23 protein-coding genes and 1 riboswitch are annotated in these 24,400 nt (G+C 58.7%); of the genes, 6 read left to right on the forward strand and 17 right to left on the reverse strand.

Annotation, left to right across the window (positions count from 1 at the left end; translation table 11 throughout):
• Positions 1-173: 173 nt before the first annotated feature.
• On the forward strand, positions 174-2,783 hold the full coding sequence (locus G359_RS05460) for a hopanoid transporter HpnN (RefSeq protein WP_045835309.1): 2,610 nt from the start codon (positions 174-176) through the stop codon (positions 2,781-2,783).
• 66 nt (positions 2,784-2,849) lie between these two features.
• On the opposite strand, the gene hpnJ is transcribed toward G359_RS05460, so the two are convergent.
• Together hpnJ and hpnI are read right to left on the reverse strand one after the other, a co-directional pair.
• On the reverse strand, positions 2,850-4,274 hold the full coding sequence (gene hpnJ, locus G359_RS05465) for a hopanoid biosynthesis associated radical SAM protein HpnJ (RefSeq protein WP_045837683.1): 1,425 nt from the start codon (positions 4,272-4,274) through the stop codon (positions 2,850-2,852).
• 11 nt (positions 4,275-4,285) lie between these two features.
• A complete protein-coding gene (gene hpnI, locus G359_RS05470; RefSeq protein ID WP_045835310.1) occupies positions 4,286-5,419 on the reverse strand; it encodes a bacteriohopanetetrol glucosamine biosynthesis glycosyltransferase HpnI in 1,134 nt (377 codons plus the stop codon).
• A gap of 132 nt (positions 5,420-5,551) precedes the next feature.
• Between hpnI and G359_RS05475 the strand changes: the two genes are divergently transcribed.
• On the forward strand, positions 5,552-6,502 hold the full coding sequence (locus G359_RS05475; RefSeq protein WP_045837684.1) for an MlaA family lipoprotein: 951 nt from the start codon (positions 5,552-5,554) through the stop codon (positions 6,500-6,502).
• A gap of 185 nt (positions 6,503-6,687) precedes the next feature.
• On the opposite strand, the gene G359_RS05480 is transcribed toward G359_RS05475, so the two are convergent.
• Positions 6,688-7,272, reverse strand: a complete 585-nt coding sequence (locus G359_RS05480) for an ABC transporter substrate-binding protein (protein ID WP_245279937.1) — start codon at positions 7,270-7,272, stop codon at positions 6,688-6,690.
• 313 nt (positions 7,273-7,585) lie between these two features.
• On the opposite strand from G359_RS05480, the gene dxs reads away from it, so the two are divergent.
• On the forward strand, positions 7,586-9,520 hold the full coding sequence (dxs, locus tag G359_RS05485) for a 1-deoxy-D-xylulose-5-phosphate synthase (protein ID WP_045835312.1): 1,935 nt from the start codon (positions 7,586-7,588) through the stop codon (positions 9,518-9,520).
• A 72-nt stretch (positions 9,521-9,592) separates the two neighbouring features.
• Here the strand turns inward: dxs and G359_RS05490 are convergent, their stop codons facing one another.
• From G359_RS05490 to G359_RS05510, 5 genes are all read right to left on the reverse strand, one after another.
• The gene (locus G359_RS05490; protein ID WP_245279938.1) at positions 9,593-9,868 is read right to left on the reverse strand and encodes a hypothetical protein; all 276 of its coding nucleotides are present in this window, start codon (positions 9,866-9,868) and stop codon (positions 9,593-9,595) included.
• Positions 9,869-10,315: 447 nt separating this feature from the next.
• Entirely contained in the window at positions 10,316-10,774 is a 459-nt protein-coding gene (locus G359_RS05495) for a hypothetical protein (protein ID WP_045835313.1), read from the reverse strand.
• A gap of 146 nt (positions 10,775-10,920) precedes the next feature.
• Positions 10,921-11,793, reverse strand: coding sequence for a DUF1289 domain-containing protein (locus G359_RS05500; protein WP_245279939.1), 873 nt, complete (start codon positions 11,791-11,793; stop codon positions 10,921-10,923).
• Between the two features lie 106 nt (positions 11,794-11,899).
• Positions 11,900-12,616 carry a CbtA family protein gene (locus tag G359_RS05505; protein WP_045835315.1) on the reverse strand — a complete coding sequence of 239 codons (717 nt, stop codon included), beginning with the start codon at positions 12,614-12,616 and terminating at the stop codon, positions 11,900-11,902.
• Positions 12,617-12,634: 18 nt separating this feature from the next.
• Positions 12,635-12,847 (reverse strand): CbtB domain-containing protein, encoded by a 213-nt coding sequence (locus tag G359_RS05510; RefSeq protein WP_045835316.1) that lies wholly within the window; start codon positions 12,845-12,847, stop codon positions 12,635-12,637.
• 42 nt (positions 12,848-12,889) lie between these two features.
• A riboswitch (cobalamin riboswitch) is annotated at positions 12,890-13,023 on the reverse strand.
• A 28-nt stretch (positions 13,024-13,051) separates the two neighbouring features.
• Between G359_RS05510 and G359_RS05515 the strand changes: the two genes are divergently transcribed.
• From G359_RS05515 to G359_RS05525, 3 genes are all read left to right on the forward strand, one after another.
• Positions 13,052-13,612, forward strand: coding sequence for a histidine phosphatase family protein (locus G359_RS05515; RefSeq protein WP_045835317.1), 561 nt, complete (start codon positions 13,052-13,054; stop codon positions 13,610-13,612).
• Between the two features lie 270 nt (positions 13,613-13,882).
• Positions 13,883-15,604: a pyrroloquinoline quinone-dependent dehydrogenase gene (locus tag G359_RS05520; protein ID WP_052699196.1), complete on the forward strand. Its 1,722-nt coding sequence runs from the start codon at positions 13,883-13,885 to the stop codon at positions 15,602-15,604.
• Positions 15,605-15,695: 91 nt separating this feature from the next.
• Positions 15,696-16,307: a c-type cytochrome gene (locus tag G359_RS05525; protein WP_045835318.1), complete on the forward strand. Its 612-nt coding sequence runs from the start codon at positions 15,696-15,698 to the stop codon at positions 16,305-16,307.
• Positions 16,308-16,309: 2 nt separating this feature from the next.
• Here G359_RS05525 and G359_RS05530 read toward each other — a convergent pair whose 3' ends face one another.
• The 9 genes from G359_RS05530 to G359_RS05570 all read right to left on the reverse strand — a co-directional run bounded on the left by G359_RS05530 (position 16,310) and on the right by G359_RS05570 (position 24,268).
• Complete coding sequence (locus G359_RS05530) at positions 16,310-17,152, reverse strand: ankyrin repeat domain-containing protein (protein ID WP_156150674.1); 843 nt, start codon at positions 17,150-17,152, stop codon at positions 16,310-16,312.
• Positions 17,153-17,267: 115 nt separating this feature from the next.
• A complete protein-coding gene (locus G359_RS05535; protein ID WP_045835319.1) occupies positions 17,268-17,558 on the reverse strand; it encodes a hypothetical protein in 291 nt (96 codons plus the stop codon).
• On the reverse strand, positions 17,555-18,229 hold the full coding sequence (locus tag G359_RS05540) for a hypothetical protein (protein ID WP_045835320.1): 675 nt from the start codon (positions 18,227-18,229) through the stop codon (positions 17,555-17,557). Before G359_RS05540 ends, G359_RS05535 begins: the two co-directional genes overlap by 4 nt.
• A 61-nt stretch (positions 18,230-18,290) precedes the next feature.
• The gene (locus G359_RS05545; protein WP_045835321.1) at positions 18,291-19,676 is read right to left on the reverse strand and encodes an APC family permease; all 1,386 of its coding nucleotides are present in this window, start codon (positions 19,674-19,676) and stop codon (positions 18,291-18,293) included.
• Positions 19,673-19,858 (reverse strand): hypothetical protein, encoded by a 186-nt coding sequence (locus G359_RS05550; RefSeq protein WP_045835322.1) that lies wholly within the window; start codon positions 19,856-19,858, stop codon positions 19,673-19,675. The genes G359_RS05545 and G359_RS05550 overlap by 4 nt, the downstream gene beginning before the upstream one ends.
• A gap of 9 nt (positions 19,859-19,867) precedes the next feature.
• Positions 19,868-20,254 carry a hypothetical protein gene (locus tag G359_RS05555; protein ID WP_045835323.1) on the reverse strand — a complete coding sequence of 129 codons (387 nt, stop codon included), beginning with the start codon at positions 20,252-20,254 and terminating at the stop codon, positions 19,868-19,870.
• Between the two features lie 17 nt (positions 20,255-20,271).
• Positions 20,272-20,562: a hypothetical protein gene (locus tag G359_RS05560; protein ID WP_045835324.1), complete on the reverse strand. Its 291-nt coding sequence runs from the start codon at positions 20,560-20,562 to the stop codon at positions 20,272-20,274.
• A gap of 358 nt (positions 20,563-20,920) precedes the next feature.
• Complete coding sequence (locus G359_RS05565) at positions 20,921-22,891, reverse strand: glycosyltransferase (RefSeq protein WP_082072815.1); 1,971 nt, start codon at positions 22,889-22,891, stop codon at positions 20,921-20,923.
• Positions 22,892-22,903: 12 nt separating this feature from the next.
• A complete protein-coding gene (locus tag G359_RS05570; RefSeq protein ID WP_245279940.1) occupies positions 22,904-24,268 on the reverse strand; it encodes an HlyD family secretion protein in 1,365 nt (454 codons plus the stop codon).
• Between the last annotated feature and the right edge of the window lie 132 nt (positions 24,269-24,400).

Genomic DNA, 24,400 nt, shown 5'->3' on the forward strand with positions numbered 1-24,400 from the left:
ACGTGTCTCAAAAGCAACACACTGGACGAGGCCACGTCATTCATCTGCTCGACAGGTTCGGCATCGTAGGTGAGCTGCTAACAGATCCATCAAAGATTATCATGAGTCCGTTCTAGAATGATCCTTCACGACCTCGATATCCAACACCATCCAAGACAACCATCGGCGGCTGCATGATCGAGCGCTTCGTAGCTGGGACCGTTGCCATCTCTGTGCGGCAGCGCTGGCTTACCATTGTGCTTGGGCTGGCGCTCACCGCGGGCGCGATCCTTTACGTCATCAACCATTTCGCAATTACGACGGACACGAGCCAGCTCATTGCGTCCGATCTCGATTGGCGGCAGCGCGAGCGCCAGTTCGATCTCGCTTTTCCCCAGCACACCGACACGATCGATATAGTCATAGACGGCAAAACGCCCGAGCTGACTGAAGCCGCCGCAGCCAAGCTCGCGGCTGCCTTGAGCGAATCGCAGCCCGATCCTTTTCAAATTGTTCGCCGGCGTGACGGCGGTCCCTTCTTCGAAAAAAATGGCCTGCTTTATCTTTCAGTCTCCGAACTCAAGGAAACGACCGAGGGGCTGATCAAGGCGCAACCGGTGCTCGGCACGCTTGCCGCCGATCCGACGCTCAACGGACTGGCAAAGGCGCTCTCGTTCGTCCCGCTCGGCATCAAGGAAGAGCGCGCGAAGTGGTCGGACTTCGAAAAGCCGCTCGGCGTGTTGGCCAATGCCATTGACGATCTGATGGCGGGAAAAGAGACGAACTTTTCCTGGGGCGAGCTTTTTACGGGCGGAAGCCCCACGCCTTCTGAACTTCGCCGCTTCCTCGAGGTGAAACCCGTCCTCGACTATTCCGATCTGCAGCCCGGCGCCGATGCAACCTCCTTGATTCGCAAGACGGCCGAACGGCTTGGGCTGACCCCCGAGAACGGCGTGCGCGTGCGGCTCACGGGATCGGTCCCGATGGCGGATGAGGAGTTTGGAACCGTTGCCGAAGGCGCGGTCATCAATACGGCCGTCACGATCGCGGCCGTTCTCTTCATTTTGTGGCTGGCCCTGAAATCGGGTCGCATCGTCTTTGCCGTTCTTGTCAGTCTTTTCGCCGGACTGGCGATGACGGGGGCGCTGGGACTTTATCTTGTCGGCGCTTTGAATCTCATCTCGATCGCGTTCGCTGTGCTGTTCGTCGGCATCGGCGTCGATTTCGGCATCCAGTTTTCGGTGAGGTATCGCCACGAGCGCTTCAGCAAGCAGGGCCTTTGCGACGCGTTGATCGCTGCGGGCAAGAACGCCGGAAAACCGCTCGCACTCGCCGCCGCCGCGACGACAGCGGGCTTCTACGCCTTTCTGCCGACCGATTATCGCGGCGTGTCCGAGCTTGGCCTCATTGCCGGCAGCGGCATGATTATCGCGTTCCTGACGAGCATCACATTTTTGCCGGCGATGCTTTCGCTGTTCAATCCTCCAGGCGAAGCACACGATGTCGGCTATCGCGCGCTCGCGCCGGTTGACCGCTTCATGGCGCGTCACCGCCACATCATCCTGGCGCTGACGGCGATCTGCGTCGTCGCCGGACTGCCGCTACTTACGAAGCTAGAGTTCGATTTCAATCCGATCAACCTGCGCAGCAATAAGGTGGAGTCCGTCGCCACCTTCAATGATCTCATGCGCGATCCGGCGACCGCTCCCAACACCATCGAAGTGCTCGCTCCGAATTTGACGGATGCGGAAGCGCTCGCAGCCAAGCTCGATAAGTTGCCGGAAGCCGCTCAAACGGTCACGCTCGCAAGCTTCGTCCCCGACCATCAGGACGAAAAGCTGGCGATTATAAGGGATGCCGCAGACTTACTCGGCCCGACGATCGAGCCCGACGAAATCGCGGCGGCGCCGACAGACGCTGAAACGCAGACGAGGTTGCGGGACACGGCGTCGGCGTTCGAGGACGTGAGCAAACTTCCCGGCGCCCCGCCCCTTGCCGTTCACATGGCGCAAACGCTGCGCAAGCTCGCAGACGCGCCGGCAGATGTGCGTGCGAAGGTCGAGAAAGCGCTGCTCGACGGGCTGAAGTTGCGCCTCACGCAAATTCGCTCAGCTCTCAAGGCCGAGCCCATAACGCTCGAGAATTTACCGCCCGAGATCATAGCCGACTGGATCACCGCCGACGGCCGGGCACGCGTCGAAGTCGCACCGACGGGCGATGGTAACGACAACGCCAACCTCCGTCGTTTCGCAGCAGCCGTCCTCGCGGTTGCGCCCGAAGCGACCGGGGTGCCGATCCTCATTCAGGAATCGGCAAAGACGGTCGTTCGATCGTTTATCCACGCCGGTCTCTTGGCACTCGTTTCGATAACGATCATCCTGTTCGTTGCCTTGCGCCGCGTCTCAGACGTGCTGATGACCCTCGTGCCGCTATTGCTCGCAGGCGTCGTGACGCTCGAACTCTGCGTGCTGATCGGGCTGCCGCTGAACTTCGCGAACATCATAGCGCTGCCGGTCTTGCTCGGCGTCGGCGTCGCGTTCAAGATTTACTACGTGCTCGCATGGCGGGAAGGCGAAACGAGCTTGCTGGCCTCACCGCTGACCCGCGCCGTCATGTTCAGCGCCATGACGACGGCCGTCGCCTTCGGAAGCTTGTTCTTCTCCAGTCATCCCGGAACATCGAGCATGGGAGAGCTGCTGGCGCTCTCGCTCGTCACGACGCTTGCGGCCGCCGTTCTCTTCCAGCCGATCCTGATGGGTCCGCCGCGGAACGCCAAGCCCGACGACAAGGTCCAGAAAGACTGACGGCGCCGGTTGAAATTCCGGCGCCGCGTCGTGTTCTCATTCGCAATGTCTGCGTTTCTCGATGTGTTACGCGGCGTTGCGGCGCTCACGCAAGAACTGGAAGAATTCGACGCCCTCTCTGAGGCGCCGCTTCATCATGTCGGGCTGCGTTATCATCTCGCCGACGATCGAAGCAATCTTCGGCACCCGGAAGTAGAACTTGCGATAGAACTCCTCGACCGAAGTGAAGATCTCGGTGTGCGACAGACCTGGATAGTGCAGCGGCGCGATTTGGATGCCGTTAGCGTTGATGAGTTCGGCATTGTCGATGTCGAGCCAGCCGTTCTCGGACGCCTGCTTGTAAAGGAATGTGCCCGGATACGGCGCGGCGAGCGAGACCTGGATCGTATGGGGGTTGATCCGCGTCGCAAACTTGATCGTCTCCTCGATCGTCTCCTTCGACTCTCCCGGAAGGCCGAGGATGAAGGTGCCGTGAATCTTGATACCGAGCTCGTGGCAGTCCTTGGTGAACTTCTCCGCGACCTCGACCCGCATGCCCTTCTTGATGTTGTGCAAGATTTGCTGGTTGCCGCTCTCGTAGCCGACGAGCAGCAGGCGCAGGCCATTGTCCTTGAGCACCTTCAGGGTCTCGCGCGGCACATTCGCCTTGGCGTTGCACGACCACGTGACGCCGAGCTTGCCGAGTTCCTTGGCGATCGCTTCCGCGCGCGGCAGGTCGTCGGTGAAGGTATCGTCGTCGAACATCAGCTCTTTCATCTGCGGGAACGCCTTGAGGATGTAACGCACCTCCTCGATGACGTGGCCAACGGAGCGGGTCCGATAGCGATGGCCGCCGACGGTCTGCGGCCACAGGCAGAACGTGCAGCGGCTCTTGCAGCCGCGCCCCGTGTAGAACGAGATGTACGGGTGCTTCAGATAGCCGATGAAGTAATTCTCCATCACGAGGTCGCGCTTGTAGACCGGCGTAACGAAGGGCAGCGTGTCCATGTCGTGCATCACGGCGCGGTCCTCGTTGTGCACGATGACGCCCTGCGCGTTGCGGTAAGACAGACCCTTGATGTCGCTCCAGGCCATGCCGTCGGCGACGTCTTTGATCGTGAAGTCGAACTCGTTGCGGGCAACGAAGTCGACAATCGGCGCGTCCTTTAAGCTCTCGTTGGATTGCACCGCGACCTTGGCGCCGATCAGCCCGACCTTGAGGTTCGGGTTGGTCGCCTTCATCGCCTCGATGACCTTGACGTCAGAATCGAACGACGGCGTAGAGGTGTGCAGAACCGCGAGGTCGTAATCGCGCACTTGCGCGAGCACATCCTGCAGGCTGGTGCGGTGCGGCGGCGCGTCGATCAGCTTTGAGTTCTCGACCAGAGCGGCCGGCTGCGCCAGCCAGGTCGGGTACCAGAACGACTGAATTTCGCGACGCGCCTGATATCGAGATCCCGCACCTCCGTCGAAGCCATCGAACGAAGGAGCCTGCAAAAATAACGTGCGCATGTGAGCGCCTTTCATATAGGCCTAACAGTCCCGTCGGCGCCGACGCTGTAGCGACGACCCCTCCAACTGACAGCTCCGGGTACATAGCTCGCGACAAAAATCGCGAAGCTCAACATGTCGCGTAAAGGAGTGAGCAATATCGAACTCTTTCCCCCACCGGGCAGCCGCTCAACTTGTAACGGAACGAAAAGCCGACATGCAAGCGTCCCCAGGAGGATCATCCACGCTATGGCGTTGAAGCCACTCAAAGGCAACGCTGCCAACGCAAAAGGCAACGGATGCGTTATGACGGAACCGGCATAACCGGCGCCATCGACGAGGCGTATCGTTCGCGCCCATCGAAGCTCATGCGCGAGCAGTTCGCCGAACGTATTTTCCGAAAAAGTATGCCCGACGGTGAAAGGTGCGATCGCAACCTTGAGGCCCTTTTTCCTCACAGCGTCGCCCATGGCGTAGTCGTCGGCCAAAGTATCGGCGAAGGCCTCGTAACCGCCGATAGCGGCCAGCGTGCTGCGACGAATTGCGATTGTCGATCCGAAGCAGGGCTTCGCGAGGCCGAACTGAACGCCAACCAGTACACTCGGCAGAAAATGCTGATCGACCGCCGCCGCGGCAAGTCGAGACCAGAACCCACCTATCGCGCAGCCGCGATAGAGACACGTCACAAGGCCAACCTCGGGTTGCTGAAGCGTGGCGACGACATCGCGAACGTACTGAGGCTCGACACGCATGTCGCTGTCGCTGAGAATCAGAACATCGTGTTGAGCACGCGGAAAAATATTGAGGACGTTGGCAATTTTTGGATTGCCGCCAGCTTTGCGGGCCGAAGCGACGAGTTCGATCTTCCCGGAAGAAAATCTCTCTTCAAGGTTGCGCACGACCGCTATCGCCGGGTCGGCAGGGTCCTGCACTCCGCATATCATCTGAATGTCGGCCGGGTAGTCTTGTCGAATGAACGTTTCGAGACTGGCGCCGAGGCCCGGTTCAGCGCCGTAAAGCGGCTTGATCAAAGAGACATTTTCCCCTCGCCCTAAAATCGACTTGGGCGAAGACGCAAATCGTGCCACCAATAAAGCAGCCAAAAGAGCGTAGACGCTGCCGATAACGGCGACGAGGGTGCATACAAGCCACAGACAGGACGTCATTCTGACGTTACTTTCTGGTTTGACCTGGGGGAAAGCCTACGGGCTTCGACGGGTAAGCTAGCGTTAAGAGCGTGGCTGCGATAGATCTGAGGTTGCTTGGCCGCAGGGCTTGGCATGGGGGAATATCGGGACGTGAGATTCACTACCATCGCTAATTGGCTCGGCTGCATTTTGGCCGGTGTGGGTCTGTCGGCTTGCGCCAGCACATCTGCGCCGCAAATCGCACCACAGCACTTGGCTTCGGTCGAAAGCGACGCTGAGCCGAAATCCATCGCCGATCCTCACGAGCAATTCAATCGCTCGGTTTTCGATACCAATCAGGATTTCAATCACGACGTCCTCTATCCGGCTGCCAAGTCGTATAACGAGAACGTGCCTGAAGGCGTGCGCGATCGCATCGACGCATTCACGACCAACCTTTCCGAGCCGATGGTTTTTGCAAACAACGTTTTGCAGCTCCGTCCGGCTGCTGCGGCCACGACGCTCGGCCGCTTCGCACTCAATTCGACGCTTGGTCTCGGCGGCCTCTTCGACGTCGCGGCGACACAAGGCATGGCTCATCAGTCCGGCGACTTCGGACAGACGATGTACGTCTGGGGCTATCGGGAAAGCGCCTATCTGGTGCTGCCCATCCTCGGCCCGACGAACGTGCGAGATGCGATCGGAACTGGTGTAGAATTTGCCGCGCAAATTCCGGCAGGCACGTTTATACCGACGAAGGTCGCGACGCTGTACAGCCGGGTCAATCTTGCAGGCAGCGTGACCAGTCCGCTCACGAACCTGAGCAAAGCAGAAGATATGCAGACGCTCGAGGAAAGCTCGATCGACTTCTATTCGATGCTGCGCAGTGTGACCGATCAGAAGCGCCAGGCGGAGCTTCAGGAAGCTCTGACAACGAGCGTTTTGACGGGCGAGCCCTTACCACCCGATCCCAACGCGATCGAGCCTGTCATGGAACTCGTTTCATCACCGACGATGCTCAAGAAGCGCCAGATGACCGACGTGCCGAAAATGTCGAGCGCCGAGGATCATGGCGGTACGATCGTTGTCGTCGGTCCGCCGACGCCGGTCGAAGCGCGCTAATTCGATCCGAATTTTAGCCAGGCCAGAATCAGCTGGCGCGGCGTTGCAAAACGTCCGCGCGGCTTAGCTGTTCTCTATATCAATGACGACCGTGAAGACGTCTCAGTGCGCCGTATAAGGTGCGTAGGGGCAGGAAGATCGCGGCCGGCTCATCGTCGACAAGGCCGGCCACGAATGTCGTGCAATCAGCTACCCGATAGCAGCCTATCGCCCTGCTTCTTGAGCGAAGCAATCAGAGCATCGGGGCCGCCTGCTTTTAGGATCGATGAGAACTCAGCGCGACGGCTGGCAAGTTCGCTGATGGTACCGTCGAGATAGACATCGACGATCCGCCATTGCTGTCCCGTCTTGCGCAGCAAGTAATTGATCGCAACCGGCTTGCCGTTGCTTTGAACGATCCGGGTCTTCACCATTTTGTCAGACGGCGGCCGATCCGTAATCTCGGCGATTTCGAATGTCTCGCCGGAGAATCCGTCAAAGCGCTTCGCATAGGTCGCAATCATCATGCGAGCAAACGCATCGGTAACGGCGGCCTTCTGCTCGGGCTGGAACGTGTCCCAGCTTTGTCCGACTGCCACGCGGGACATCGATTGGATGTCGTACGTTTTCGACAGAACGGGCGCGAGAGCGTTGAAACGGCCTTGCACGCCAAGCGCCTGCGCCTGCTTCATCGTGTCGAGTAGCGTAGCGTTTAGGCCGCTAATCGTCTTTTCTGGCGCGTCGAAGGCTTGCGCGCTCGCAAGTTGAGGTGAAGCGAGAAGCGCTGTCATCAAAGCTGCGATCGAAGCCCCAAAAATACGTGATTTCTTGGCCGGGACCATTGCCCCTCCCTCATTGTTTTCAAATTCGGTGTGCCGCCGGCGAGTAGAATCCTCAGCGGCGGGAATGTGTCCTAGGTGGACACGGTGGCGGCATTTAGCCAACTTCCCCACTGTTGTCTGCCATTTGTGAGGCTTGGCTGCAACACTTCCCCGTAGAGTCCGGTTCGATGTGCATGTTCCATTTTTTGCGCCGTGTCATGGGTTCATATTTGGAACAGTTACAGGGACTCGGGCTAAGGCTGTTTTGGGGGGAGTTTGGTCGATGGATGTAATGGTGCCTCGGGTATCCAAAACACCGCTTTTGGACCAAGTCGATACGCCGGCCGATCTTCGGCAACTGTCCGAGAGCGAACTGCCCCAGCTTGCGTCGGAACTTCGCGCTGAACTCATCGATGCCGTATCGCAAACCGGCGGCCATCTTGGCGCTGGCCTGGGCGTCGTCGAGCTGACGGTGGCGCTCCACTATCTTTTCGAAACGCCGCGCGATCGCTTGATCTGGGACGTCAGCCACCAGTCGTATCCGCATAAGATCCTGACCGGCCGCCGTAGCCGGATAAGGACATTGCGCCAGCCCGGCGGCCTTTCCGGTTTCACGAAGCGCACCGAGAGCGAATACGATCCGTTCGGCGCTGCTCATTCATCGACGTCGATTTCCGCTGGCCTCGGCATGGCTGTGGCGCGCGAATTATCCGGCGACACGAATAACGTGGTCTGCGTCATAGGCGATGGCTCCATGAGCGCGGGCATGGCCTACGAAGCGATGAACAACGCCGGCGCGCGGAGCGAACGGCTGATCGTCATACTGAATGACAACGATATGTCGATCGCGCCGCCGACAGGGGCGCTATCGTCCTATCTTGCCCGGCTGACGTCGAGCGACTCGTACTTCTACGTTCGCGACATCGCCAAGCAGCTGGCGAAGGGATTGCCGAAAAGCTGGGAACGGCGCGCCGCGCGCGTCGAAGAATATACGCGTCATCTCTGGCAGGGCGGTGCCTGGTTCGAGGAACTCGGCTTCTACTACGTCGGCCCGATCGATGGTCACGACCTCAATCAGCTATTGCCGGTCCTGAAGAATGTTCGCGACGCCGACCAGGGTCCGATCCTCGTTCACGTCGTGACGCAGAAGGGCAAAGGTTACCCGCCCGCTGAAGCATCGGCGGACAAATATCACGGCGTCGCCAAATTCAACGTCGTGACGGGCGTGCAAGCAAAGCCCGTAGCGTCGGCGCCGTCGTATACGCGCGTATTCGCGGACAGCTTGATCGCCGAAGCCAAGAAGGACGAGAAGATCGTCGCTATCACCGCGGCGATGCCCGACGGAACGGGTCTGGACATCTTTGGTCGCGAATTTCCGGATCGGACGTTCGATGTCGGCATTGCCGAGCAGCACGCGGTAACTTTCGCGGCGGGCCTTGCCACCGAAGGCATGAAGCCGTTCGCCGCGATCTATTCGACGTTCCTGCAGCGCGGCTACGATCAGGTCGTGCATGATGTCGCCCTGCAAAGCTTGCCGGTAAGATTTGCGATCGACCGCGCAGGCTTTGTCGGAGCGGACGGCGCGACGCACGCCGGAACGTTCGACCTCGCCTATCTCGGTTGCTTGCCGAATTTCGTTATCATGGCCGCGGCTGACGAGGCCGAGCTGAAACACATGGTCGCCACGGCGGCGTCGATCGACGATCGCCCGAGCGCCTTCCGTTATCCGCGCGGCGAAGGCACGGGCGTTGCCATGCCCGAAATCGGTATCCCCCTCGAAATCGGCAAGGGACGCGTTTTGCGCGAGGGATCGACAATCGCGCTCCTCTCATTCGGTACGCGCCTGCAAGAGACCTTGAAGGCTGCCGATCAGCTGGCCGCGCTCGGACTCTCTGCGACCGTCGCCGACGCTCGTTTCATGAAGCCGCTCGACACCGAGCTCATCCGGCAACTTGCCGAAAATCACGATGTCCTCGTCACGATCGAAGAAGGCTCAGTGGGCGGCTTCGGCAGTCATGTGCTGCACTATCTTGCCGAGAACGGATTGCTGGATCGCGGGCTCAAGGTGCGCTCGAAGGTCATGCCGGATGCCTTCGTGGATCAGGACAAGCCCGAGGTTATGTATCAGCGGGCTGGGCTCTCGGCCCAAGGGATCGTTGAGACGGTCTGCAACGCGCTTCAGCTGAATAAGCCGACGGTAGCCCGCGGTCGCGCCTGATAACTCCAGATCATAAATCTGGATCGGATCGCGTTTCCCATGACGCGATCCGCCGGTGATCGTCCGAACTATTCAGCGTTTGCTGCGATCATCCTTCTTGTCCGGCGGTCCGTCGATTACCTTGCGGCATGCCGGGCTCAATTTCTTGATATTCTTGTTGAGGCACTCAACGATCCGGTCCTCGTTCGGGATCTGCCAGAAGCAGAGACTGAGCACATCCGGAGTGCAAGCAGCTTGCTCGTCAGCTGTTCCGCTGTGAGCAAACGAGGCGCCGGTCTGCGCAAATGTGATGACCGCAGCCGCAACGCAAACGACCAGCATTTTTTCGATTAGAATTTTGCGTCGCACCGGTTCTGTCCTTCGCCAGGAAATGTCGCGTCTAAAATCGTTGGACTTATTGCGGACGGGTTTTTCGTGTGACCGGGGTTCCCGTCATGACCGAACGGCAATCGGGACTGAGCTTGCTGAGATACCGGTGGAGACACGCAACGATACGGTCTTCATCAGGAATTTGTGCCGAGCAGAATCGGAAGACGTCGGGTGTGCATGCGTCTTGCTCTTCTTGCGTGCCGCTGTGAGCGTAGCCTTCAGTCGAAATCCCACAGACGAGCACAGCGCCAATTAGCGCTAACGATGCCCTGAGCGCTCCCGAATTCGTCACTTTTCCAAGCCCTCACTGATGAAAGGGGAAGTGGCTTCGGCATATGCCCAGAACCCGTGTTGAGACTAAGGCAGCAGGCCCGGAGAACGGCGCTCGCCGGGCATTTTACCAAGTCTCAGAAAGCGTCGGCGTACTTAAGGGGCGGTTCCGGATGCCGGAGCGCTGGGCGAAGGCGTGGCGGCCGGCGGTTCCTCGGACGTCGAAGGTGTGGTCGCGGCCGGAGGTTCGGTGCTCGATGTCGTGCTCGGCGCCGACGACGGCGCAGCAGCACTTTCCTGGGTCGCTGCTGAGCGAACTTCACAAAGCGTCGACGAGTCGAGCGATGTCTTGTTCATGAAGGCCCAGTTCGCGAACGCGACGTAGCAAACCGCCACGGCTTCTCTGTTCTGCAGCGTAACGATGACGTTGTCGGTCTTCACCTTTTCGGTGACGCGCTTCGCAACATCGAGCGGTATCAGCGTTACGGATTTGACTTCGAAGCCCTTGGCGACGAGCGAAGTAAACGACGACTGCATCCGCTCGTCCGCCGAAGCTGTGACGGGAAGCAAACCCATGATGGCGGCAAATACGAGTCCGGGGCCAATGCTGCGCATAAGATCCTCACTGCTCCTGGGGACGTTCGCTATTCCGTAAAAACGTCACTACTACGGCGCGGCGCACCCCTCAATACGCCAACTCATGGCGCACGTTTAGACTTGGGGACAAGAATCGCTGTCCAAGCGGCAGCTAATCGCCAGCGCTAATTGGTGGATTCGTGAGGATAAAAAATCGCCACTGGCGCGGCATAGTCGGGCGGAGCGAGGCTAGATGGGATTTCTTCGCCGCTCTTGAGGAAATCAGGCAAAAAATGCGTATGGGCGCCGGTCGGTGATTGTTCTCCCGGCGAGGGAATCTTGGCGAAGACCTCAATGCGTGCCGCCGCACTCTCGACCACGCGGTTCGGACTGGCAGATATGATCTGCATGCCAATCGTGGCCATCACTTCGGACCAGTGACGGCCACTTTGACCCGCCAACGAAGATGCAAAAACGTCATCGCCGGTGCGGACGCAGAACCGCGAGTTCTTGCGGCCGATGCCATAATCAAAAAGCTGCTGCCCCTGATGATCGGCATCGATCGCATCTCTGTCCGGGCCGAGCGATTGAAGGACCGACGACGAAGCGATCGTCGCGCGGGCCTTCGGGAGACCGAGGACGATCGGGCCGCCTTCGCTAAAAGAAAAGGCCCGAACTTTGTCGCTCAGGCGCAGACGGAATGCGGCATCTGGCGCGCGTGCGATGATCGGATCCGATCCAGCTTCGACACTGATCGTGCGTGCGGCGGTACAAGGGAATTCCGCGACCGCACCCGGCGCGCCGGTCACCCACGTCCCACGTCGCGCTTCGATGGTCTCAGCCGCCCAGTCGACGAGTTCCTCGCGCGTCCAAGGCAGAAGCCGCACGCGAACGGATAGTTTGGAAAGCCGCGCAGGCAGATTCGACCAGACGGCGTCGCGCTGGCTTTCGCTCATGGCAACCCAGTCGCCGATCTCGCCGCCAGTACGGCCGCATCCGAGGCAATAGCCCGTTGCATCGTCGAGCTTGCAAATGCCAATGCAGGGCGAGTGGCGCATCAGGGCGAAACGTCTTTCAAACGGATGATGAGAGGAAAATCATATTGAAATGGAGGCGGCACCCTTGGCGCGCCTCCACTTTGCGTTCTGAACATGAACACGGTCGTTAGCGCGCCAGTCTTTCGCGATCGCCGGCAATGAGCCAGCCGAACAGCAACCCGATCGCCGCCCAGAGAATGAACTGGGTACCCAATGAGGCGATGCGGAAGTTCCAAAGCAGATCCGCAGGAAACTTCTCAGGCACTTCGTTGATCACCGGCAGAGCGTAGGCAGCGATGACGACCAGCACGAGATAGACCGCAGCTCCGACGATCGATGCAGTCCAGCCGCCCAACGTATCGAAGGCTTGCCTTCCGAAGCTGATGGCGATGGCCAGCGCAAAGAGCGAGAAGACAATCATCCCGAAATAGAGTTCGGTCCGATAGCTAATCGTCTCGCCTTGTCCCACAGCCGGCGGATTTGCCGGATACTTGAGGTAAGGCACGAGATACAACACCAAAAAGCCGACTGCGGCGATCACGAGCGCCGTGCTACGCGGTGGTAGATGGAGTAGACGGCCGCTGATGAATGCGTAGGCGAGTGCAAAAAGACCGCCAAGGGCCGTCCCATATAACGCGACGCCGGTTAGAAGGCCGACGCTCGCCTGCACATCACGGCTGACGAGCTCAGGTTCCTCGGCTTCGCCTGGGGCAGGCGTATGAGCCGCTTCCTCGAACGCAATTGCGCGGTCGACCTGCGGTTCGCCGATGATCTTCGCAAACCCAAATGCCAATAGACTAGCGATGAGCCCAGCAATCATGCCGCGCATCAGCAGAGCTCCCATGTCGAGGTCTCCGCAACGTTAATGGCAGGGGAAGCCGAGCAGATGGCGCCCGTCGTGCACGAACTCGTGCACATACATGCTATTGAAGAGTGAGGTAGCGCCTTCTTCGACGCCCACGAAGTACATGGCGAGAATGAACAGCAACCCGGCGAAAACCGCCCAGGGCAAAATCTCTTTGAGAGGGATGGGCGCGCCAATCGAGCTGCCCGAAATGATTGCAGATTGTGACATAGGCAAGTGCCTCCTTGGGATTTACGCGTCCCGTTTCAAGCTGTGGCGCTAATCATAGGAGGGTCTGACTTTCGATGGACGGTATGGACGTCCCCGATTACAGTGGCGCGACCGTTCCGGAATCTCACCGGCTTCCTGCCTATGACGATGCGCCCACCACCATAAGCCCGGCCGTAATTTTGTCAACGTAAGCAACCGGCCTGCATGAAGTCGCGCCTCACATTCATCGCCAACGCCTCGACCGCTGCCGTCAGGGCCGCCGCCTTTCCGCTAGACGAGGGGATCGACGACTTCGGCAAAAGAGATGCCGCAGCTCTCGCCAAGGAGCTGAGCCGCTCTGGCGTCGCCCTGACGAGCCCTGCCGCGCGGGCAAGGGAAACGGCCTCGGCACTCGGGTTCGATGCGACAATCGAGGATGACCTGCGAGACCTCGATCTTGGTCGCTGGGCGGGACACAAGCTTTCCGAGATCGCCGAGACCGAGCCGGAGGCTTTCCAAAGCTGGCTGTCCGATCCGGGCTCTATCCCACACGGCGGAGAGAGCGTTGAGGCACTTGTCGCGCGCATGGGAACTTGGCTGAACGCCGTATTGCGACGCCAGGAAAATATTATCGCAATTACGCATCCAGCCATCATGCGTGCCGCGATCATCGCGGCCCTCAACGCAGGTCCGGCATCGTTTTGGCATATTGATATAGCGCCGTTGAGCATTCTCGAACTAAGTTCCAACGGGCAACGTTGGACGCTTCGCGCACTCAAGAACTGAAGTGCCGCGAGAATTATTTCTCAAAACGGCGGACATTCGTAATCGGCAGTCCAACACTTTCAAACACGCTGACGGACAGTTCGTTCGCAAAATTCGTCCCGGAAAGGGGCCCGCGATAACATCCCAGATACTCTAGAATATCATACCCGATTGTCGGGAAAAACTGGCACGTGCACTAATTAGACGTGAGCTGACGGAATGCTCGGCACCTATTCCACTCCCATTCCGTGTCGACGCTCGAACTGAGCCCCCCAGTTAAGCGAGGACAATATGGTCGGTATAAAAAACAGCCACGCTGGTGCGGCGCTGATGACGCTGTTCGCATGTGCTTCATTAACTCCCGCATCCGCTCAGGAAATCGAACACCATAAGAAAGAAGCTCCGAAAGTCGAAGCACCCGCTCCAACTGTGACTCAGGAGATGCTGACGAACGCTGCGAGCGACGCCAAGCAGTTCCTGCACACGAACGCCAACTACGAGCAGACGCGCTTCTTTCCCGGCAAGCAGATCAATACCTCGAGCGTCTCGAAGCTTCGCCCCGCGTGGATCTTCCAGTTGGATGTGAAAGAGTCGCTCGCGACGACACCGATCATCGTCGGCGATGTCATGTACGTCACGACATCGTTCGATCATGTCTATGCGCTCAACGCCAAGACCGGCGAGCAGTACTGGCACTACAAGCACAAGATGGGACCGATCACGACCTACTGCTGCGGACCGAACAATCGCGGCGTCGCGGTGCTCGGTGACAAAGTTTATTTCGCAACGCTTGACGCCAAGCTCGTCGCTCTCAACGCGAAAACGGGTAGCGTCGTCTGGGAGACGCAGCTCGCGGATCCCGAATTGGGCTACAGCGAAACGATGGCACCGACGGCTGTCAACGGCAAGATTTTGATCGGCACCAACGGCGGCGAATACGGCATCCGCGGCTTCGTTCGCGCATACGATGCCAATACCGGCAAGCAGGTCTGGAATTTCGATACGATCCCGGAAAATTCGGTGGGCGTCTGGGCCACGAAGGACGCGACCGGCAAGGATTTGCTTCGCAATATCGAGGCCGAAAAGGCGCAGCTCGCAAAAACGGGTGACCCATATAAAACGCTCGGCGGCGGCGTATGGCAGAACCCCGCAGTCGATCTCAAGCTGAACCGTGTGTACTTCGTCGTCGGCAACCCATCGCCCGACCTAGACGGTTCGCTGCGCCCGGGCGACAACCTCTACACGGACTCGCTCGTCGCCGTCGATCTCGAGACTGGCAAGTACGTTTGCCATTTCCAGTTCATTCCGCACGACGTATGGGATCTCGACGCCGTTAGTCCGCCGGTTCTCATCGACGTCAAGGATAAGGACGGCAAGACTGTTCCGGGCGTGCTCCACGCCGGAAAGACGGGGCACGTCTACGTCAACAAACGCGATGACTGCAGCATGATCCGCTTCTCGGAGCCGATGGTCGCTCAAGACAATATGTGGACCCTACCGACGCCGGAAGGCGCGCGCATGCTCCCCGGAGCCAACGGTGGCGTGGAATGGTCGCCAATCGCGGTCAATCAGAAGCTGAACCTCGCCTACGCCGTCAATCTTCATCAGCCCATGACGTATCAGGTGCAGAGTAGCCCCTATCCCGATGGCAAGCTGTGGCTCGGCGGCGCTTTCAAAGTCATCCCGACCGAAGAGTCATTCGGCAATGTCTCGGCGGTGAACTACAACACCGGCAAGCTCAAGTGGAAGGTGGAGACGCCGCAGCCCATGATGGGCGGCGCGCTCGCGACCGCTGGCGATCTGGTCTTCACCGGCGAAGCAAACGGCTGGTTCCGCGCCTACAACGCCGAGAGCGGAAAGATCTTGTGGTCCTTCCAGTGCGGCGCCGGCGTCAACGCGCCGCCTGCCGCCTACACGCTCGACGGCAAGGAATACATTGTTGTCGGAGCAGGCGGAAACACGCAGATCGATTTCAAGCGAGGCAACAATATCATTGCCTTCACGCTTAACTAATCGAACGAGAAGCGCCCGGAAGGAGTGCCGAACGCTCCTTCCGGATTCGTTGAAGAGATCGTGACCAATTCTGTCACTCGGAGTTCGCTCGATGAAAGTGAAGCATTCTTTGCCGATCGCAATTGCGACCCTGGCCGTGGCGTTTCCGTTGACCTCGAGGATTGCGTCGGCCGCCAGCGTCGAGGAAAACGCGCAACTTTGTGCGAGCTGCCACGGCGAAAGCGGCATTCCGCAAGAGAAGACGACGCCGATCATCTGGGGGCAGAATGAAGGCTACCTCTACCTGCAACTTCGCGACTTCAAGAGCGGTGCGCGGAAGAACGATATAATGTCCGGGGTGGTCGCCGGTCTCGAGAAGGCTGATTTCAAGGCACTGGCCGCGCACTTCGCTGCGCTGAAGTGGCCCAATATCCAACAGCCTTCACCTCCGAAGGATGTCAGCAAAGCGGCACTGACGGTTATCGGCTCGATCGGGTGCACCTCGTGCCATCTCGATCAATATCAAGGTGACGGGACGACAGCGCGGCTTGCCGGGCAACAGGCGGAATACTTGCTGAAAACCATGACGGCATTTCGCGACGGGTCGCGGGCCAACAACCCCGGAATGTCGGATCTCATGAAAGCAGCGCAACCCGCCGATCTCGGCCCCGTCGCACAGTATCTTGCGAGCCTTCAGGTCATTGGCGGCAAGGGCAACCAATAGCCTTATCTGATCGTCAGTTTCTTGCGCAAAGCGTCATTGGTGGCAAGATCGGCTGCCGACTTGCCGGCTTTGTCGTGCAAAGTTTTGTCGGCCCCCCTGGCCAGCAATACATCGACAGCTTTGTCGTGTCCGAGCGATGCGGCAATCATCAAAGCCGTCCGTCCGAGATTATCCTGATCGTTGATGTGTGCGCCATGATCGATGAGAAGCGCGAGCACGTCCGCCACATCATTTGAGCCGGCACCATCTTCGTGTCCTGCGGCCCACATGAGCGCGGTAAGATCATTACCGTAGCGAGCGTTGACGTCGACGGCATGATCGAGAAGCAAACGCACGACATTCGGAAAGCCACGGGCAACCGCGTAGCAGATCGGCGCCTTGCCAGTCGCGTCGGCCTTTTTCGGATCCCCGCCTTTGTCGAGGAGCAGGCGAACGACCTGTTCGTTGCCGGCAAACGACGCTGTTGCGATGGGGGTAAGACCGGTTCGGCCGGGAATGTTCACGTCCGCGCCGTGGGCGATAAGAAATCGGACTGCAGAAGGATTGTCCTCCTCCGACGCCGCAAAAAGCGCGGTTCCACCATCGAGATCACGCGCGTTGATGTCCGCGCCACGCTCAAGGAAAAGCTCGACGATATCGGTGTGGCCTGTCTTTGCGGCGTGAGCGAGGGGCATCGCACCAAGCCGATCGCGTGACGAAAGCGATGCGCCATCGTCCAGCAGTCTGCGCGCGAGTTCGATACAACCCTTATCGGCCGCAGCAACGAGCGCTGCGTTCATCTCGAGGGGGCCTGCCGCTTGCTTGATCTGAATGTACCGCTGCTCTTGTTCTTGACAGACGCGCACGTTTGCGAACGCGGCGCCTGCAAAGGTCAAGCAGCAAAAAGAGGCAACGAGGAGGGAGTATACCGAAGTGCGGAGACCATGGGGCACGGGAGGCTCCTTTGCCGGAGCCAAATGTTTAGCCCCGGAACCTTTTCGATTTCCATACTTCGTAACGGATCCGCGCGAGCTTGTAAGCGTCCGGTATGGACAAGGCCCACACGAACAGGCCACCGGCGGTGCGGCCGACAAGCGACTGCTCGGGCGTTGAGAAGTGCCAGGTGAAGAGCGCCATCAGTAACGTGAAGAAAGCAAATCTTAAGCCTCTTTCCAGGAAGCCGGCCGCGATATGCCCGCCGCCAGGAAAAACCACGGCGATGGCCAGAACCAGATAAGGGTTCAAGGGTGGACGTTCAACGATGGTGCTCATGCGGCTTGAACTTCTCGCGCTTTATCGATTGCGGCACTCAAATCATCGAAATCCTTGAGGCGCGCCGCGAGCGCCTCCGGAGCAACGGCAGAGTCATCAAAACGAGATTGCCGTAAAATTAAATGTTGACCTCTGTCGCCTTCGCCCGCCTGCCAAATGAGGCGAAGACCCTTGCCTGTTACGGCAACTTCTTTCATGCGCTGCTCGGCAAAGATCCGTCGAAGAACGGGCGAGAGGCTATTGAGTAGATCCTGTGAAGCCCGTCCGCCGCCTTTTACGAGGATCTCCTGCGGGAGGCCCGAAGGCGGTTCGAGTATCCGCGCGTGATCGTGTGTCAGCGAGTAGAACTCGTTACCGGTCGGTCGGGCGAGCATCGAAAATTCCGGAAGCCCTGGGCGACGCTCAATCCGCGTCAACTTCATCCAGAGCTGAGGAAGCCTGCGAATGGTCATCGTATCTGGAAGGAGTTCGACGCGGATAAAGCATCCGCTGTGAAAACCTTCAAGGCTCGGAAACCCGTCTCCGCCATGAGTGATCACGGCATCGGAAAGAAGGTTTGCGCAACCGTCGAGCAGGGGGCGCCGCGCGGCTATGACCTTCGCGTGTTCGCGCATTGCGACGAACACAGTAGTCACCACTCCGATGATGGCGAACGTCAGGGATAAGTACATCGTGTTCCCGCCGAAGGATAAAGAATGGCCGACGACAATCGCCGGCCATTCTTCGTGAGGTTTAGTAGCCTACCGGCCGCGGCCATTGCATCGTGAACTGATCGCCACGCCGCACGTATTTGTAGCGGTGGAAATGGAACCAGAGCGAAGCGACGACGAAGAAGATCATCATCGCGACGAGCTGCGTACCGTAACCAAGGAACACCGCAAAATACGTCGTCGAGCAGATCGTCAAGAGAACGAGTGCAGGCAACGGGTGGAAGGGATGAATGTAGCCGCGCTTGATCACGTCGAGCGGCCACTTCTTGCGGAACATGATGACCTGGAGCGACATGTACGTGTAGCCAAGAAGTCCCGACAGGATCGAGAACGTGATAACCTGATCGAGCGGCGCGAAATACGCAAAAACGAGCGCCACGGGAACAAGAAACACGATTGACCGGAACGGGGTTCTATTCTTGGGATGCACCGCGCCGAACCATGTAGGCAGGTAGCGGTCACGACCCATCGAGAACCATGCCCGCGATGCGTCGTTGATGCAGCCGTTCGCCGAAGCCAGCGTCGAGAACATCGTTCCAACGAACAACAACACCATGAGCGGCATCGAGTTCGTCAGGCGTGCGGCATCAAACAGCGGCGTTGTTGCCTGGCCGAGATATTCCCAGGGCATCAATCCGGTGCAGAGATACCACGTCATCGTTGCGGCGATGAGCAGGGTCATAATGCCTGTCATCGTGCCGAGCGGTAGCGACCGCGCGGGCGAACGCACCTCTTCTGCCGCCTGACACGTCCCCTCGATGCCGAGATAGTACCAAAGGCCGAAGTGCAGCGAGGCGATCACTCCGAGCCACCCGTAAGGCAGACCGTTGAGAAGCTCACGATGGTTGAGGAGTTCGTTCGACCACGGTTTGACGGCGGCGAACAGCACGACGACCGCGATGAACGCGATGGCCGTAAGCACGAGGTTGACCGTCAGCGTCGCATAGACGCCCCGGTAATTTAGCCACGCGAGAAACATGATCGACAAGACAATGAATGGCTTGTCATGCGCCTCCGCGAAGCCTGCCATCTGGCCGACTGTTTGAACGAGATAGCCGAGCGTGATGGCATTTGCCGCTTCGAGCATTGTGTACGCGAAGACAAGATAGAGACCGACGTTGAACGCCATAAGCGGTCCGACGATATGTTTTGCCTGCGCGTACTGACCGCCTGCGGCCGCAACCGTCGAGGTTACCTCCGAGTCGATCATCGCGACGCAGGTATAGAGCAGGCCAGCTACCCAGCATGCGATCAGTGCCGCGATTGCGCCGCCCTTGCCGACGGCGAAGTTCCATCCCATGTACTCGCCGACAAGAACGATGCCGACGCCAAGAGCCCACACATGCGCGGGACCGAGCACGCGAAGGAGCGAGATTTTCTCGCCATGAACAACTGTAGTTTGGTTCACCGGTGTCCCCCTTGATGTGTCGGGTCGATGACGAGTGCGTCGTCGATTTCGCCTTCTTTCGAGGACGTCAGCAGGTCCTCATCGTAAGCGAGATTGGTTTTGATCATGTCGAAGAGCATCCACAGGCCGAGGACGGCAGAAATGGCCCAGGCTGCGTATTCGATGATTTCAAAGTTGTTCATTGCTGGATCTCACTTTTTGCCGAAGCGTTCTTCGAGGACTTCCCGGTATTCACGTTTGGAAAACGCGAACAGCAACGCGAAATAACCGATCACGACGACTGCCGTGATGATCAGTTCGACCACGCTGAAGCTGTAATCGAAACGTGAGGTGATCAATGGCGCCGCGGTCTCAGGCGTCATTCCCAGTTTAACCCACTGTGCCTGCTGCACGGCATTTTGGCCGAGCCCCTCCCAAGTCTTCGTGTCGGCAAGCACGAGATCGGTTTTGCCGCCGCCGGCGAGCTTGAGATAAAGTGGAGTGAAGAGCGCCGCGAATACGAGGACCAGCAAGAACAGGCTGTCGAAAAGCTGTCCGATAGCGGATTGCTTCGGAGGTTCATAATGAGGTTTGTTCACGATGCCACCAGATGGTTTCAGGAATTGCGCTTAGACAAATCGAGATAATGCAAATCGAGACCGTAGATCTCGTCGCGCTCTTCGCTGAGATGCGCGACCATCGCGAGGATCGCCGCCGTGTTGAACAGGAGCACTAGGCTGCCAGCCACGGCTAGCGCCCAAAAGACTTCCGTTGAACCGAGGTAGTCTTTGATCTTGAAGAAGACGAATGCGTAGAGAACCCAGAGAACCGCCACCGCAGTGAGCGACCAAGTTCGATCACCTGAAAATTTGCTCGCGATTCGAGGATCGGTATTTGAATGTTTCATTTTCCCTCCTTCTGTGGTGGGGCGCGCACTGCCAACCGAGGCCTCTCGACCATTGATCTGGTCAATGCTGAAATCGAACCGAGATCCGCTCGCCCCGTTGGGTTGGTTTTTCCTGCGACATTTAGTGACGCAGGGAGGCTGCTCGCCGTCAACATTTTTTCGTAAGACGAAACAAATATTCGATGACGCGGCGCGAGATTCATGCTGCAAAGCAGCACGCCATTTGAATAAAATCAGGGACTTAGCGCGAGTGCGCTGCAAAGCTCCGCCGAGAGCTTAAGCCCCATGCATCATTAATGATCGGCAGAGTGATTATCGTTTGAGCTTTGGTAGGAGAATGGTTGGACGCGCTCGGTCCTTATCGAAAAACGCGCGCGGCGAGCGCTGATACAACGAGATGCGGCTTGATGTAGCCGACGGACGTAGACGCTCTGCCGGAAAAAATGAACCTTAGCAGATGCGCTTTCGAGCCCGCAGAATTTTCAAATTCAACACCAAATCCGTGTTGGGTCTTTCGCCGAATATAGGCGCCGATTGAAACGTCCGCGAACCCCACTCGAACTTGGCTCCCGAGAGGCAAGGGCGGCTCACCCAAGAGATGCATGCCGCTCACAGAAACGTCGGACGCATAGAATTCGAACGATGCTCCCTCAGTACCGAGCTTGACGGGCACGCGAACATCGAAGCGCTCTCCCTTACGGCGTTGTTGCTGCTCGCTACAGACGTAGCAGCACAGAGTGAGCACGACGATATTATACCAGCTCCAGAAGAGCGCGATGGCGCTCGATTCCGCCAATGCTCGAGATGGATCCATAAGAAAGGCGATGACGATGCCGACTGCGGTCAGCGCGAGCAGAGAGCCAAATATTCTAAGGAGCGGCCATTGAATGAATTGCTTGCTGCGATCGCCGCCCTTGGCCGTCACTTTGAACTTCTGACCTTTCGGTCGCAAAATTCCGGCGGCGACGGATTTCAAGACTTCGGTCGAGCACAGCATTTGATAGAGGTCAGACATCAGAGGCAGCACGCGCCCTTCGGTCAACCAAAGGAAGATCGAGATTTGCGCGGCGAGAAACGGCGCCAGATACCAGATTGCATCGATAACGTTGGCGTGCACGGCCTCTATGCCGAAGAGCAGGTAAAGCGCCGGCACGATGACGCCAAGCACGCGGAAAAGATGCGTCGCCGACCAGTGAAGAAACGTCTCGCAAAGCATGATGCGATCGACGAACGGCAGGCCGTTCCCGATTTTCAATGGGCCGCTCGGGCCACGGCAGATCTGCACGAAGCCGAGGCACCATCGGGCGCGTTGACCTGTGTACTCGGCGAGCCCTTCCGGCGCGAGACCGAGCGAAAGCACCTCATTCAAATAGACTGTGCCATAGCCTTTCTCACGCAGGCGAAGTGACACGAGATAATCCTCGGTCACCGAATCCGTGGGAAAGCCACCGATGCTCTGCAGGGCATCGAATCTGATGATCGAGGAAGTGCCACAGCAAAACGCGCCTCCCCAAGCATCCTTCGACGCCATGACGATGTCGAAGAAGAAGCGCTGCTCGTCTGGCCACACGCGCGTCAGCGCCAGATTGCTTTGAATGGGATCGGGATTGAAGAAGTGCTGCGGCGTCTGCACGACACCCACTTTGGGGTCGAGCGCCAGGGATAGTCCTCGCGTTAGGAATTCCGGAAGCGGCACGAAATCGGCGTCGAGGATCGATATGAAATCCGGCTTTTCGTCGAGCGCTGCGAGCTTCTTCAGAGCCGCATTGATGTTGCCGGCCTTGGCGTGCGCGTTGTCGCTCCGCGTCAGATAGCCGACGCCATGTCGCTCACAAAGCGCTCCCAGCCAAGACCGTCGCCCGTCGTCGCAAACCCACACACGGAAGTTCGGATAATTGATCGCAAGCGTGCCGATAATCGTGCGTTCGAGAATGGTCTCGTCTTCATTATATGTGCAGATGAGAACGTCGACTTTTGGCAACTTCGGAAGAGCCAGCAGCGCCGGTACGTTCCGATTGGCTTCGGCGGTGCGGTTCCGTGTGCGCGTCAGAAATATTTGCGATGCCGTCGCGCCGATCATCGTTATGGCTTCGACGGCGGTGAAGAGAACGCCGACGATGAAATCGGTGGGGCTGCTGATCGAAGGAATGGTGTTGAATATCCGCCATGTCATGTAGCGCCAGCCGAGACCGAGGCAGATAGCGATGGCGCAGGTTCGCACGACGGTGTTGTTGCGATTGACCCACGGCAGGATCGCCGCCGCAAGCAAGCCGATGATGAAGGCCGGCAGCAAGGCGTCGAAATAGTTCATTCCGGAAGCGGACGTCATGCCGGCGCTCGCTCAATAAGTGCGGGAAAATTCGGCGGCGCTGGCGGTGTCGAACTGAACGAGCCCGGAACGCCCGATGCGGCAGTCGGCGTGCTTCAGGAGGTCCGGAAATCTAAGAGTAACGTGATAGGGCTCGCGGCTGAGCGCGTTTTGTAGAATGGCGCTGTTGGAGGCGACTGCAGCAAGGCCGTTCAAGCTCACAACCGTGCCCGTCAAGATTTCTCCGCCGTCGCGCGGTCTGAAGGTCGCTGTCTGCCCGACAGCTAATCGTTGATAGACGCCTTCGCTGACGCTCGCCGTGACGATCGCACTACCGCAATCGAGAAGCTTGACGAGATCTTGCCCGGCGTTGACGTGCTCGCCCGGTGCCGTCAGCATTTCCCATACCCGCCCGTTCACCGTTGAGCGAATTGCCGCCTGCGAAAGATCATCGTGGCGCTCTTGCTCTTTGAGAATTTCGGCCTCGACGCTCGCGAGTTCGGCGCGGCTGCCGACAAGGCGCGCCTGCACATCTGAAAGCTCGAGCGAGACTTCCATCTTTCGCTGAGCCGACTGAGGTGTGTCGTTATAGCTGTCGCCGACATACGTTCCCTTTTTCGCGGCTTCGAGTTCGACGAGCATGCCCTTGCGGCGCTCGACTTGGCCCTTGACCGCCTGCTCCGTAACATGCGCTTCGCCCGCGGCCTTATCGAGAAATGCCTGGCTCACAGCGTCCGTCTTGCGCAATGTGCTCGCTCTGGCGAGCGCATCGGAAGCAACCGAATATTGCGCCTCAGCCGATGCCATATCCGTATCGGCCTGTCTCAATCTCTGCTCGAGTTGCTCGATCCGCCCGATGCGAAAGCGCTCTTGCTGCGTTGACAGCTCTTCCAGACTGGCGATGAGAAGCTGCTTCTTTCCTTCCAGCGCGCCGATGGTCGTCCGCAGCTGATTGCGATCCCTCGTCAAGTTTGCGAGGTGCGAAGAGTCGGCCCTCGGATTGCGAACGACGAGAATGTTTTGATCAACACTGAACATGCTGCCGACATCGGTATCGGCGTTCGCCATGCTGACCTCGCCCTCGATGGGAGCCCTCAGAGTGATCACCCGCGCGTTGACGATTGCTTCGGCGCTTGTTGTTGCAAGCAATCGCTGAACCGGAAGCCAGCCGAGTGCCAGTGCAAGCGCAACGGCGATGAGAGACTTGATGATCGTCGCGGGCCGCACATTGGCGGGCAGTGCGATTGGCCGGGCTGCTTTGGCGGGTTCCTTGGCAGGTTCGGGAACCGGCGTGACCTGGGGTTCGGGAATTTCGCTGGGACGGCCATCGCGCCAGTCCTTGACCACGGATTCGAGGTAGGCGAGCTGCACGTCGGCCGTGAACTCGTTTTCGCGCACCGCCTCTAATTCTGCGGACTCCGTCGAACCCGGCAACGCCGATGCGCGCAGCCGAGGGGACCTCGATATAAAAGTCTTGCTGGATGATGAATTGGACGACATGGGCCACGCGATCGATTGAAACGCTCCGTG

This window comes from Hyphomicrobium sp. 99 (assembly GCF_000384335.2).
In the GTDB taxonomy this organism is placed as follows: domain Bacteria; phylum Pseudomonadota; class Alphaproteobacteria; order Rhizobiales; family Hyphomicrobiaceae; genus Hyphomicrobium_B.

Excerpts from the sequence above, each read along its gene's own strand:
- G359_RS05460 (WP_045835309.1), top strand. The coding sequence starts at position 174 with ATGATCGAGCGCTTCGTAGCTGGGACCGTTGCCATCTCTGTGCGGCAG.
- hpnJ (WP_045837683.1), bottom strand. The coding sequence starts at position 4,274 with ATGCGCACGTTATTTTTGCAGGCTCCTTCGTTCGATGGCTTCGACGGA.
- hpnI (WP_045835310.1), bottom strand. The coding sequence starts at position 5,419 with ATGACGTCCTGTCTGTGGCTTGTATGCACCCTCGTCGCCGTTATCGGC.
- G359_RS05480 (WP_245279937.1), bottom strand. The coding sequence starts at position 7,272 with ATGACAGCGCTTCTCGCTTCACCTCAACTTGCGAGCGCGCAAGCCTTC.
- dxs (WP_045835312.1), top strand. The coding sequence starts at position 7,586 with ATGGATGTAATGGTGCCTCGGGTATCCAAAACACCGCTTTTGGACCAA.
- G359_RS05495 (WP_045835313.1), bottom strand. The coding sequence starts at position 10,774 with ATGCGCAGCATTGGCCCCGGACTCGTATTTGCCGCCATCATGGGTTTG.
- G359_RS05500 (WP_245279939.1), bottom strand. The coding sequence starts at position 11,793 with ATGCGCCACTCGCCCTGCATTGGCATTTGCAAGCTCGACGATGCAACG.
- G359_RS05505 (WP_045835315.1), bottom strand. The coding sequence starts at position 12,616 with ATGGGAGCTCTGCTGATGCGCGGCATGATTGCTGGGCTCATCGCTAGT.
- G359_RS05510 (WP_045835316.1), bottom strand. The coding sequence starts at position 12,847 with ATGTCACAATCTGCAATCATTTCGGGCAGCTCGATTGGCGCGCCCATC.
- G359_RS05515 (WP_045835317.1), top strand. The coding sequence starts at position 13,052 with ATGAAGTCGCGCCTCACATTCATCGCCAACGCCTCGACCGCTGCCGTC.
- G359_RS05520 (WP_052699196.1), top strand. The coding sequence starts at position 13,883 with ATGGTCGGTATAAAAAACAGCCACGCTGGTGCGGCGCTGATGACGCTG.
- G359_RS05525 (WP_045835318.1), top strand. The coding sequence starts at position 15,696 with ATGAAAGTGAAGCATTCTTTGCCGATCGCAATTGCGACCCTGGCCGTG.
- G359_RS05535 (WP_045835319.1), bottom strand. The coding sequence starts at position 17,558 with ATGAGCACCATCGTTGAACGTCCACCCTTGAACCCTTATCTGGTTCTG.
- G359_RS05540 (WP_045835320.1), bottom strand. The coding sequence starts at position 18,229 with ATGTACTTATCCCTGACGTTCGCCATCATCGGAGTGGTGACTACTGTG.
- G359_RS05550 (WP_045835322.1), bottom strand. The coding sequence starts at position 19,858 with ATGAACAACTTTGAAATCATCGAATACGCAGCCTGGGCCATTTCTGCC.
- G359_RS05560 (WP_045835324.1), bottom strand. The coding sequence starts at position 20,562 with ATGAAACATTCAAATACCGATCCTCGAATCGCGAGCAAATTTTCAGGT.
- G359_RS05565 (WP_082072815.1), bottom strand. The coding sequence starts at position 22,891 with ATGACGTCCGCTTCCGGAATGAACTATTTCGACGCCTTGCTGCCGGCC.